At 45.5% G+C, this 12,239-nt stretch carries 7 protein-coding genes; 4 read left to right on the top strand and 3 right to left on the bottom strand.

All coding sequences use genetic code 11. The features are described from left to right. Positions 1–426: 426 nt before the first annotated feature. The 3 genes from H6F74_RS14390 to H6F74_RS14380 all read left to right on the top strand — a co-directional run bounded on the left by H6F74_RS14390 (position 427) and on the right by H6F74_RS14380 (position 3,721). Positions 427–1,761, top strand: coding sequence for a MurT ligase domain-containing protein (locus H6F74_RS14390; protein WP_190417858.1), 1,335 nt, complete (start codon positions 427–429; stop codon positions 1,759–1,761). Positions 1,762–1,819: 58 nt separating this feature from the next. Next, positions 1,820–2,602, top strand: coding sequence for a type 1 glutamine amidotransferase (locus H6F74_RS14385; RefSeq protein WP_190442214.1), 783 nt, complete (start codon positions 1,820–1,822; stop codon positions 2,600–2,602). Between the two features lie 174 nt (positions 2,603–2,776). Then, positions 2,777–3,721 carry a DUF4351 domain-containing protein gene (locus H6F74_RS14380; RefSeq protein ID WP_190442212.1) on the top strand — a complete coding sequence of 315 codons (945 nt, stop codon included), beginning with the start codon at positions 2,777–2,779 and terminating at the stop codon, positions 3,719–3,721. A gap of 77 nt (positions 3,722–3,798) precedes the next feature. Here H6F74_RS14380 and H6F74_RS14375 read toward each other — a convergent pair whose 3' ends face one another. Beyond that, positions 3,799–7,203, bottom strand: coding sequence for an ATP-binding protein (locus H6F74_RS14375; RefSeq protein ID WP_190442209.1), 3,405 nt, complete (start codon positions 7,201–7,203; stop codon positions 3,799–3,801). 119 nt (positions 7,204–7,322) lie between these two features. Then, the gene (locus H6F74_RS14370; protein WP_190442201.1) at positions 7,323–9,086 is read right to left on the bottom strand and encodes a DUF3685 domain-containing protein; all 1,764 of its coding nucleotides are present in this window, start codon (positions 9,084–9,086) and stop codon (positions 7,323–7,325) included. A gap of 520 nt (positions 9,087–9,606) precedes the next feature. Here H6F74_RS14370 and H6F74_RS14365 point away from each other — a divergent pair. Further along, positions 9,607–10,143 carry a peptidoglycan-binding domain-containing protein gene (locus H6F74_RS14365; protein ID WP_190442200.1) on the top strand — a complete coding sequence of 179 codons (537 nt, stop codon included), beginning with the start codon at positions 9,607–9,609 and terminating at the stop codon, positions 10,141–10,143. Positions 10,144–10,184: 41 nt separating this feature from the next. Here H6F74_RS14365 and H6F74_RS14360 read toward each other — a convergent pair whose 3' ends face one another. Then, on the bottom strand, positions 10,185–12,107 hold the full coding sequence (locus tag H6F74_RS14360) for a hypothetical protein (protein WP_190442198.1): 1,923 nt from the start codon (positions 12,105–12,107) through the stop codon (positions 10,185–10,187). Positions 12,108–12,239: the final 132 nt, after the last annotated feature.

Genomic DNA, 12,239 nt, shown 5'->3' with positions numbered 1-12,239 from the left:
AGTCGTCTAGTGTTTGAAAAAAAGGTAAAAGGTATCACTCGTTGCTATACGGCTTCTCCCTTCGGACTGTTAGTTCAATAATGAAAATATTTTTATAAATAATATTGCAGCGTAGTTCTTCCTTATCAAGATAAATTATATCAGGAAAAACCAAGATAAGTCTAGGGGTTTAAAAAAGAAATTTTCATAAAAATGGGTGAAAAACACTTAAATTTAAAAGCGACGAAGAGCGATTTTTAGCCAGACTTTACCGAAGAAATCTTGCTACTACGGAATCCAAACACAGAAGCTTGTTCTAGAAAATAAGTGGATGTAGGCTCTTGTTAAGGTAAAATGCTGACGAGCCAACAACAGCTCAGTAAATAAGCAGTAAAGACGCTTGTAGAAACTTGATAAATCGCGTCTTGGTAGGAGTGTGGTGTGAGGATATCATTTTTCGATAGATTTCGGCTAGGCGTGGCGGTGGCGGTGGCGAAGACGGTGACGGCGCTGGTGCGATCGCTGCGGCTGGGGGCTGCTAGTGTATTACCTGGGGAAATTGCCCGTCGCCTGCATCCGAATCTGTTGCAGCTGCTGTCTCGTCAGGTGAAACACGGCGTTATTTTCATTGCGGGGACGAATGGGAAGACGACGACATCGCTGCTGTTGCGGACGATGCTGGAACGTCAAGGATGGCGCATTGCCCACAATGCTGCTGGTGCTAATCTGGTAAATGGATTAATGACAGCACTGTTGGCCAACACTAACTTAATCGGTCAGTTGAGCGCTGATTATGCGATTTTGGAGGTGGATGAAAATATTCTGCCCAAGGTTCTGCCTTCTATTCAACCGAAATTTATTTTATGTTTAAATCTGTTTCGGGATCAGCTGGATAGGTACGGTGAAGTTGATACGATAAGCCAACGTTGGAAAGATGCGATCGCGCAACTTCCAAAAGAAACTGTGGTAATCTTAAATGGTGATGACCCGACGTTATCTTATTTGGGTCAGCAGTTGCCGCAACGGGTTTTATCTTTTGGGCTAAGCGAACCAGAAGCCTATCTTGACGAAATTCCTCACGCGGTAGATTCTATTTATTGTCCTCGGTGCGGTCATTCTCTCGATTATCAGGGTGTCTACTTATCTCATCAAGGCGATTTTCACTGTCCCAGTTGTGGCTTTGAGAAAAGCAAGCTGGCAATTGACAGCCGAAAATGGCCTCAAATTTTAATCGGCATTTACAACAAATATAATACGCTGGCAGCTGTATTAGCAGCTCAAGAAATTGGGGTTGATGCAGATACTCTTCTAGATACAATTAAAAACTTCCACGCGGCTTTCGGACGGTCTGAGGAATTAGAAGTTGCGGGGAAAAAGGTGCGGATTTTGTTATCAAAAAATCCCGTGGCGTTGAATGAAACTATTCGCGCAGTTAATCAGCAAAGAAGTAATGGTGGTTCCTCTACAACACTGATGGTGTTGAACGATCGCACGCCCGACGGTACAGATGTATCGTGGATTTGGGATGTGGATACGGAAAAGTTGGTGGAGAAAGGGGGAACTGTGGTGGTGAGTGGCGATCGCGTCTATGATATGGCGCTGCGTATCCGCTATAGTCAAGCTGAGGGGAATGTCTGCAAGTTGATTGTAAAGGAAGATTTGCAGGATGCGATCGCTACAGCTTTAGAACACACTCCGACAGGGGAAACTTTGCACATTTTACCTACTTATTCGGCGATGTTGGAAGTGCGCGGGATTTTGACTGGGCGGCAGATTTTGTGATTTTAAAAACCGCAGTGGCGCAGAGGACGCAGAGAAAGAGAGGGAACAGAGGGAGTAGATGGAATTAACTATTGGTTGGCTTTATCCGTCGTTGATGAGTACCTATGGCGATCGCGGCAATGTGATATGCTTGCGCCAACGCGCCGAATGGCGGGGAATTCGGGTGAATGTGTTGTCTTTGGCGCAGGATACGCCGCCAGAAGAATTTCACAAGGTGGATGTGTTGGTTGGTGGCGGCGCACAAGACCGACAGCAAGAAATCGTGATGCGGGATTTGCGGGGGGCGAAGGCGGAGGCTATCCGCAAGAAGATTGAAGCTGGGACACCAGGGGTGTTTACTTGTGGATCGCCGCAGTTGTTGGGACACTACTATGAACCAGCTTTAGGTCAGCGGATTGAGGGATTGGGTTTGTTGGATATGGAAAGCAAGCATCCAGGCCCAGACGCGCGTCGCTGTATCGGTAATGTGGTTTTTGAGGTGACGGCGACGCGGTTGGCGCAGGATTTGCAAAAGATGCTGGGCGCTGCGCCAGTAATAATTGGGTTTGAAAATCACGGCGGTAGAACTTATCTGGGAAAGGTGGAACCGTTGGGACGTGTGGTTAGCGGTTACGGTAACAATGGGGAAGATGGGATGGAAGGGGCGTTTTATCGGAATGCGATCGCTACCTACTCTCACGGCCCGCTTTTACCTAAAAATCCCTTCATCGCTGATTGGTTGATTCAGACAGCATTGTTAGAGAAGTATCAAACGCCAGTCTCTTTGGAACCGCTGGATGATACTTTAGCAACCCAGGCACGAGAAGCAATGTTTAAAAAATTAACTGCAATCAAAAAATAAAATAATTGCTAATGGTTGATGGGGTTTGATTACCATTAGCAATTAGTAAGAGTAGGTTGGGACTGTGCAATAGCGAAACCCAACAAATGCTTATGTTATGTTGGTTGAGGTGCCTCAAATACAATAATTTTTAAATAATGGTTTTTGGTTACGATTAGCCATTAGTTTAATTTTATGATAGACCACGATCGCTTATTCAAAGAATTAATTTCTACCTTTTTCTGGGAATTTATCGAGTTATTCTTCCCGGAAGTCGCTGCATACTTAGAACGAGAACCCATCACCTTTTTGCCGCAGGAAATATTTACAGATGTGACATCAGGCGATCGCCGCGAAGTCGATTTAGTGGCAAAATGCCAATTTAGGGGTAAAGAGTCATGTTTTCTAATTCATGTCGAGAACCAATCTCAGTCACAAACCGATTTTAGCGAACGGATGTTTTTTTACTTCGCTCGTTTGTATGAAAAACATCGCTTACCTGTGTACCCAGTGGTAATATTTTCTTTCGATTACCCTCTGGAGGAGCAGCCAAATTTTCATCGAGTCGAGTTTCCTGACAAAGTAGTGTTAGATTTTAACCACGCCGTCATCCAGCTAAATCGACTCAACTGGCGAGATTTTTTGCAGCAACCTAACCCAGTAGCCGCTGCATTAATGTCTAAGATGCGAATCGCCCGGAAAGATAGAATTAGAGTCAAGTTAGAATGTCTGCGTTTGCTGGCGACACTGCGTTTAGATCCAGCGCGGATGCAGTTGATTTCTGGGTTTGTGGACACCTATCTGCGGCTGAATGCAGAGGAAGAAAGGCAGTTTCAAGCCGAGATTGTTAGGATTGAACCAGTCGAACGGGAGGAAGTTATGGAAATTGTCACAAGTTGGATGGAGCAAGGAATCGAGCAAGGAATCGAGCAAGGAATCGAGCAGGGAATCGAGCAAGGAATTGAGCGGGGAAAACAGGAACTTGTCCTGCGTCTGCTGACTCGTCGGTTTGGTACACTTGACCCGGAATTACAACAACAGATTTCTCAGTTACCAGTGGCACAATTGGAAAATTTGGCAGAGGCTTTACTGGATTTTTCAACTATCGATGATTTGCGTAATTGGCTGAGTAATAATTAGGCAAATGGCAAGACAGAAGAAGGCTAATTCCTAATAGTAAGAAAAAACAATTAGCAATTATTTGTTTTGCATTTTACCTATGAACTTCGTCTGGCAAGTTGCGCGATCGCATCCGCCAACTTAGATGGCTCAACAGGCTTAGGGATATGCCTCTGAAAGCCAGCTGCCATAGCAAAAGCGCGATCGCGATCGCTGGCGTAAGCCGTCAGCGCCACAGCGGGAATTTCACCCCCAGCCTGGGAGTCGCGCATCCTGATTTTACGAATTAGAGCATAACCATCCTCTTCCGGCATCCCAATGTCGCTCACCAAGACATCTGGCTGCCAATCTTCTAGCGTCTGGAAGGCTGCGATCGCTGATTCCACTGCTGTCACCTCGGCTCCCCACTCCTCCAGCCCTACCTTAATAACTTCGCGAGTGTCCGCCTCGTCATCCACAAGCAGCACCCGCAAACCTTTGAGGGAGATTGAAGATTGGGGATTGGTGATTGGGGTAGGGCGTGAGTCTTTCTGCGTCTCTAATCCCCTATTGATGAGTGGCAATATCACCGTGAAACTCGATCCTTTGCCTTCGCCGGGACTATTGGCGTGAACGGTTCCACCGTGCAATTCCACCAAGTGGCGGACAATAGCAAGACCTAAACCTAGCCCGCCGTGGGATCTTGTAATTGAACTATCGGCTTGGCGGAACCGCTCAAAAACGTAGGGTAAAAAGTCAGGGCTAATACCTTTCCCCGTGTCGCTGACTGCGATTTGAGCATAGTTGTTCGTTGGCGTTGAAACGCTGTTAGAACCTGACAACTCTTCTCTGACAACTGACAACCGAATCTCCACCTTCCCGCCTTCAGGGGTGAACTTAATCGCATTAGAGAGTAAATTCCAGATTATTTGCTGTAAGCGATCGCTATCGCCCAACACTGCACCCACCGCGGGATCGAGTACACTCTCAAGCTGAACCGATTTGGACTCAGCAGCGGGACGCACGGTATCAAGCGCCAGATTAATCATTGGTATCAGTTCAATCCGGCGAATATTCAGGCTAAACTTACCCCGAATAATTCGCGAGACATCCAGAATATCGTCAATCAGTTGCGCCTGAGATTTAGCATTGCGTTCGATAGTCTCCAAAGCCTTAGCCGTGGTTACTTCGTCAAACTTGCGAGAACGGAGCAATTTAGCCCAGCCCAGCATTGAGTTGAGCGGCGTGCGGAGTTCGTGGGAAACTGTTGCCAGGAAATCGTCCTTCATGCGGTTCGCCGCCTCTGCGTCGGCGCGTGCAGCTTGTTCGCGAAAGAGCAAATCATCCTTGATTTGGTTAGCAGCTTCCAGTTGCGCCGTGCGTTCGATGACTCGCTGTTCTAGTTCGGCGTTCATGGTACGGATTTTTTCTTCCGCCTGCTTACGGTCTGTAATGTTGCGACTTACGACTAAAGCAGATGCGATCGCGCCTTCCTTATTTAACTCTGGCACCACACGGGATTGAAAAGTGCAGAGTCCGTTTACCGTCTCAGTCTCGAATTCAATTGCTTGTTCTTCACCTGTTTCAAAGACTTTTCGCAGCGTTTTCTCCCACAATTGCGACAACTCTTCCGGCGAGCCTAGTTCCGGGGGAGACTTGCCGATAAATGCGTTTGATGGCATTCCACTGATCCGCTCCACTGCTGGATTGACGTAAACATAACGCATTTCTCTATCTAGACGCATAATCGCATCCGGCGCATTTTCCAGCAGTGCTTTGAATTCCTGCTGGCGACGATAAAGCTCCTCCTGTGCTTGCTTGCGCTCTACGATTTCATTTTCCAGCTTTCCGTTAGTTTCTAACAGTTGCCGGGTACGTTTTTGAACCCGTTGTTCTAAAGTTTCGTTAGCTTGTTTGATTTCTTGAAATTTTTCTTGGAGTGCGATCGCCATAAACTTGAAGTTGCGAACCAGAGAACTTATCTCCGCCACTTGGCTGTTGGGCCAATTAATTGCTTCTCGCTCCCAGAGCCGATTTGGCAAGTCAGTAGTCACTCCTGCCAATTGCAACAATGGGCTAACTAATCCGCGACTTAGAAAAATCGCCAGGATCAGCGCCACCATCGCAATTAATATCATGAGCGCTAGAGCAATAATATAAATGCTCTCCAGGTAATTTACTTGTTTGGCGGCGGGTATTTCCACCACCAAAGTCCAGGGAATATTGCCGCCAATGGGAATCTCTTCGACGTAAAAAGAGTTTCTCCGCTGCATTATAGGAGGTGAGTTTCCTTTAGGTGGTAGCCACTGATATATAGCGCCATTAATTTCCTTTATCTCTCCACCTCTCCTGCGGTCAAAGCGTTCCATTACCACTCGTTCCGACTGAGTGCTGGCAATAATAAAACCTCTAGTATCAACTAGAGTAACTTGCATATCCTGAGCAATAATATTGTTTTTGAGCAATTGGCTGATGTCTGGCAAATCCAGCGAACCAAAGGCAATGCCCCGAAAGCGATTTTCTCCAAGCACGGGTACGCCTAAATCAATCTGAGGAATCAACAAATCACTATTAACCTGAACTTCGCTCATTACAGGTTGCAAAGCTGTTTTTATGGCGTTAAAGATGTAATTATCGCTGACATTTACGCCAATCTTTAAAGTTTTCTCTTTATTTGTGGTTGGGGAAGCAGCAATGATGCTACCTGCCTCATTAACCAAATATATGTTGTTAAAATTTGGAGATGTTTGCTGTAGAATTTCTGTATTTTCCTGCAATCGGTCTGAAGGTGCCATATCTGACTTAGCAGCGAACTTTGCTAAAGCGCTAAGTGCATTCAGATTTTCCTCGTGCCAAAATATCAATTCAGCAGCTACCTGTTGAGAAGTTGCTGTTAGTTCAGCTTGAATTATATGGGTTCTGCTGTCAATTACGCGCTGGTTTTCCAAAACCATCAGCAGAATTGTTGGAAAAAAAACAAACGCTACCAATAAATTCAATAAAATCTGTCTCAGGGAAAGAGCCTGTTTTACTTTACGACTTTTTACCCATTTATGAATTGGCAAGCAGGTAATAATTAGGCTGGAGACTAAAGCATTAAAAATACCGTTTACAGCCTGCTTTAACATAATTAAACTGGTTGGTATGGCAGGCATATCCATGATGGTGCCATAGAATATCCATACTAAAGGCATTCCAATTAACACCCAATAAATCCCATCCAGTAGAACCATATTCTGGTTCTTGCGCCGCAACAGCAAGCCTACAAATAAAGCTTCGCCAGTAGCAATAATTGCTCCATAAGGATGATTCCAAAATAAAATTGTGTAAGATCCAGCAATGATAGCGGCTATGGTACCCCACAGGGTTCCAAACAGACGCACCACAATCAAAACGGCAATGCTACCAAATAGAAAATCTACTCCAAAAAAGAGTGGTAGGCTGAAATAATTACCTACGTAACCTGCTGTTAGCAAAATTACCAGTGGCAGGACGGATTTTTTTAAAAAGGGAAATAGTGGCATCTCCCGCAACTTATTTACTCAACATCGTTACAGTTTACAGCGCCTATTTTTCTGTGAAGCACACCAAAAGGAGGAATTACCTGCTTGTGGCATTTAACTTTACATTCTTTAAGCTATTCCTACTTTTGTTTTTGACTATTTTTTCCAAAGCGGGTTTCCTGCAAAGTAGTGCCTATCCCTTGGATAACACCGCGACCTACTAAACCAATGGCTCGCCCAATTACTTGTGTTAAAATATAGACTACGCCGCTGCCTAAAAAAGCAACGGTTGCTCGGATACGAGGCGCGATCGCATCCCGTGTTTCTAGCAGCAGCGTAACTGCTAGTTGCAAGCCTGTTAGTTGTTCTAACTCAAATGCGCGAGGCGCATAAATAGAGATTTTTCTGATGCCGATACCATTCAAAGTCAATAAAATATATCGGCTTTCAAAAATTGCCTTTGGCTCCTCAATATAAATTTCTCGACGATACTTCCAACTCAACTCATTACGAAACCGGGCTATTTCCCGTGATGAAATCAAGCGACGGGTATAAAAACCTTGTTTAATCGCTTCCACATCGGCAAAATAATTTAGAAGTGGTTGCACTACGCTGTTTGCAACTTGAATTACTAAATTCTCTAAGATAAATTCTATATGTTGCCTTGCTTCTGGTGTTCCATAGGGATAAACAGCATTCTCGATTGTAAGTGGAGTCTGAAACAGTAAATGCGTAATCATCTCCCCTAGGAAAGGAATTTTATCCAAAATAGATGATTGAACAATTAGTACGTCTCGCAGCAAAGTATTAACAATGTCTACTTCTAAATTGCCAATTGGCAGCGTGTAGTATTTGCCAAAGAAATCAGTAGTAGACTGCTGCCACAAATCTCGTAAAATAAGAGAACGCTTTTGCGCGATCGCTTCCGGCGGCACCTGAGAAGATCGCAGTTCATCTAAGACATCCTGCAATTTATCCAAAATCAGATAAAGCAATTCCCGTTTTTTCTCATCTTGGAGGATATCAATTTCCAAGGGAGCGCCAGTCAAGTTCTGCACGCCATACTGGATCTTGCTTAAAGTAGCGCTGAGTGCTGAAGGCTGAGGACTGAGTGCTGAGGACTGGGGATTCACAGGCGGGACATCTGTGCTACGGGCTGGGGCGGGAGTGAAAAAAAGATTTTCCTTGGTCTTCCTGGTCGCCTCTGGACTTCCTACCACTGGCAATAGCTGATTTACTAGCCAACGCGATGCTCGGAGTTCTCGCAGCCTTCCTGTTAAAATCAACCAGTCTAGATTGGAAAGATTAGGATTTTGGATTTCGGCTGCTACTTGAGCGATCGCTTCCTCAATTTGCCCCAGTCCAGACTGCCGCATTTGCAGCAACAATAATGAACGATTTTTCTGTGTGACACCTGAACCCCTTACAGAAGGGATATTTTGCGTCTGTACAAGTTCTGACCAATATGCTTCCCCAGAGGCTACCTGGCACAAAGCTTGTGCTATTACCGAGATGTCGGTTCCTTTGAGGCAATAGCCATCCGCACCTGTAGCTTTTGCTGCTGTAAGCTGGGCTGGTTCCTGAACCCAAGTCAGGAGAAACACTGGCAAGTTGGGATACTGCGCCTTTAATTCTCCACACAGCTGCAACGCAGGCGACCGATCCGACCCAGGGGAACCTAAACCTAGTTCTAAAACTACCAAGTCCGGGGCGTTTTCTGTCCCAGTGCAACTGAGCAGCGTCTCCAAGGCGGCTGCGCCAGAATCTGCTTGGGCGACGACTTGCAGGGCGGGAAACGGCTCCAGCGCTATCCGTAGACCAAGCCGGAAGATTGGGTCATTATCGATCAAGAGCAGTTTAAACGGGCGAGCCGCTCGTTGGGCATCCAATTGGCGATCGCTCATCAAAAACCTCCTTATTCACGCCACAATCCCCTGCTATAACAGATTACTCATTTACAGGGAGAATCGGCTAAAGTGCTAAGCGGATCGAGGCAAATCAATATAAATTTACCGGGAATACCCGAAATTAGGTTTCTGTCCTAGAATTTTCCTAATTTAAACATGATTCCTATATTTAAGGGAAATTTATCGCTATTTATTAAAAAAGTTGTTGTTTATACCTAAATTATTGAAATAATATTCAATAGTGCTTTTTCTACAACAACATCATCTAGTAAATAAATGTTGTTCAAAGCTGAGAACCTTGATGGAGTCTTGATTTCAGCTAAGAGCGGTAGCACCTAAAAAAAGCAGAGAGCGTAAATTACTTCTCCTAATGTATATCTATGGTTATATTTATTCTCAGTGTAATTTATAACTTGAGAGCCACGTTTAGATGCGATATTTCTCGTAATCTGAAATACATATAGAAAGCCGAAACCGAATTTGTTCCGTTGTATTCTCTCAAGGAGATATTCAGATTATGGCAATCAAAATTGTCAAATCAAGTCTCATGGCACTGGGTATTTTTTCTGCCATTTCTCTATCACCGCTATTATTTAACGGTGGACGTGCAAATGCTCAGACACCTTACCCGGAGATAAATCCAGGGATGATGAATGAGGCTCCAACTGATATTAATCGTAGTAATAATCAAAGACCAATGGAGTTGAATCGAAACTCAACTCCTTATGCTCAAAATCCACAAGATCCCACTGGGCGAAATGAGGGGCCAACTGCGCCTCTTGAAAGCGCTACACCCACTACATCTAGTCCGCTCACAGGTTATATTCCTAAAACAGCTCCACTGCTGAGCTATGGTAGCCGAGGAGCAACAGTTATTGAAGTTCAAAGTGTATTGACACAACAGGGACTCTATAATGGCCCGATTGATGGCATCTATGGGCCAGAGACGCAAGCCGCCGTCAAAGTCTTTCAGGAGTCAGTAAACATAACTCCTGATGGCGTAATGGGACGTGGGACTTGGGACGCTATGATCAGGAGATTGCAGCAGGGTTAAGCTGTAGAAAATATCCATCTTTGGACTGAAGATGGATATTTTCAGTTATTATCCTGGGGTTGGGAATCACTTTCAGAAAAGTCTTCTGTTTGTGAAGCCTCAGCTTCAGCAGCCTCAGCAGCCCTTCGTCTTGTCTCCCAAATCGCATTTCGTTCCGCTTCCCAGCGAGCGATCGCGCCTTGAGCTTCCCCATACAACGCCCTACCGTAACGAATCTCAGAAGCCTTATTAATCGCACCAGTCAACCGTCCCTCAGCCGCCAGAGCAACTGCCGCGTCGAGAATGGGCATATCTTCAGTAGTTTGAATTTGTGTCACCCATTCAGTCAGCGCCGCCTGTGCTTCTGGATATAAAGCGCGTCCGGGACTAATTTTTTGGGCAGCTTCAACAGCAGCTTTGAGATTTCCCTGAGTCGCCAAACCCTTTGCCAAATCCAAGATCGGCTGATCTTCCATCGTTTGAACTTTTTTAGTCCATTGAGCGATGTAGGTTTGTGCTTCTATCCGCAAAGGCTGACCCTGTTTAATTTTACTCGCCTCGGTAACAGCAGCCTTTAAACTTTCCAGCGTTCCTGGTGTCGCCAGTTGTCTAGCGCTCAACAAAGCCGTTCTGTCTTCAATCTGTTGAATTTGCTTGCGCCAATGAGCAATTAAAGTTTGGGCTTGTAAACGTCCGGGACGCTGAGGCGCGATCGCAGAAGCTTGGTTAATTGCCAGTTGGAACGCCAACGGTTGATCGAAATTGGCTATGGTTTCGGCATAGTGCATATGGACGCGATCTTGCAAATTATTAGCCCAAGTTTTGGCTGTATCTTTTGCATTCTGATAAAGGGGACTTTTTGGCGAAATCTCGCGCACACCCGCTTTCGCTTCTAAAAAGCTGAAAATATTATCTTGTTGGGCAATAACATAAGAGCGACCGAGTTTAATCCAATCTTGAGCTTCTGTATAAACTGAAGCATCAGAGGGAACCAGCTTGGCAGCCGTTAACGCGCCGTCATAATTTTCTTCCTGAAAGCGTTCGGCTGCAATTTTCAGCAGTTCCTGACTCCAGAGATTTCTATCAGCTTGCGCCTTGGGTTTGACGTAGCTTTTAGCGTCTACTTTTCCCGCCAAAGCGATCGCTTGTGCCAGATTCTCACTCGTCTTTCTATCGGCAAATTTTCGCGCCTCTTCCAACTGCTGCCAAGCGGCTTTTTCTAACGCCATCCGATCGACGTGTCGATCGATGAGTTCGTCATCCCAGTAAGGGCTATTTAACGCAGATAGATTTTGTATTAGTTGGGAAGCCTCAAACCATTTTTGCTCTTTTAAAGCAACATGGAATGCTTTACTAATTTCCTCGCCCCGCCGCCATTCCAGTTGCCATTGTTGCATCCTCTCTTTCACCTGGGGATGAAAAGGACTTGAAGAAGGAATCTTGCGAGCAATAGCGATCGCTCCGGCTAAATCTCCCTCGTCAAATTTTGCCTGGCCAAACCCTAAAATTGATTTCGACCACTCCTCCATCATTCCCCGCGCTTGAGAGTATAGCGGGTGATCCGGCGGTAAATTTTGAACAAACGTTATTGCTTCGAGCAACTTATCTAACTTACCAGTCTCGGCCGCCTCCTGAGCGCAAAACAGCCGATCCGTTTCCGGCGCTATAGGCGAGATATTTTTGCAGTTAGCCTGCGGCGGTATCGTTGCCAGCCAAAAGAACGCCCCTGCTACCGTCCCTCCCAAACCTAACAACAGAGTCAACCAAAACAGCCATAAACGTGATAAGCCGCCACGTTTTTTAGGCGGTGCCATAGAGGTTTGGATAACCTCAGCAGTAGATTCAATTTCTTGAGAATCGTCATCCGTAACGCTTGTGGCAGATGCTTTGGCATTCGGGACAACTTTGATCACCAGTTTACGCCCTTGCCCAGAGCGCAACCTATTAGCTGCTCGTACTTGAAGTTCTTGTAACTGTCTTCTCACAACCACTACCCTTGAATCCTGTCCTTATTCTGCGTTCTGCAACAAAAAGCGATGCCAACTTTATCTGGATTTCAATCGTCGCTACTGTAAAGGTCTAAGACTGATAATAAAAGTTTTGAGATTGTAGAGCCT

The sequence above is a fragment of the Trichocoleus sp. FACHB-90 genome, assembly GCF_014695505.1.
GTDB lineage: Bacteria > Cyanobacteriota > Cyanobacteriia > Cyanobacteriales > FACHB-T130 > Funiculus > Funiculus sociatus.
The sequence above is the reverse complement of the archived record's forward strand: the minus strand, read 5'-3'. Positions and strand labels throughout refer to the sequence as shown.

What these genes read in the sequence shown, in the direction of transcription:
- H6F74_RS14365 (WP_190442200.1), top strand. Translation starts at nt 9,607, where the DNA reads ATGGCAATCAAAATTGTCAAATCAAGTCTCATGGCACTGGGTATTTTT.
- H6F74_RS14375 (WP_190442209.1), bottom strand. Translation starts at nt 7,203, where the DNA reads ATGCCACTATTTCCCTTTTTAAAAAAATCCGTCCTGCCACTGGTAATT.
- H6F74_RS14370 (WP_190442201.1), bottom strand. Translation starts at nt 9,086, where the DNA reads ATGAGCGATCGCCAATTGGATGCCCAACGAGCGGCTCGCCCGTTTAAA.
- H6F74_RS14385 (WP_190442214.1), top strand. Translation starts at nt 1,820, where the DNA reads ATGGAATTAACTATTGGTTGGCTTTATCCGTCGTTGATGAGTACCTAT.
- H6F74_RS14380 (WP_190442212.1), top strand. Translation starts at nt 2,777, where the DNA reads ATGATAGACCACGATCGCTTATTCAAAGAATTAATTTCTACCTTTTTC.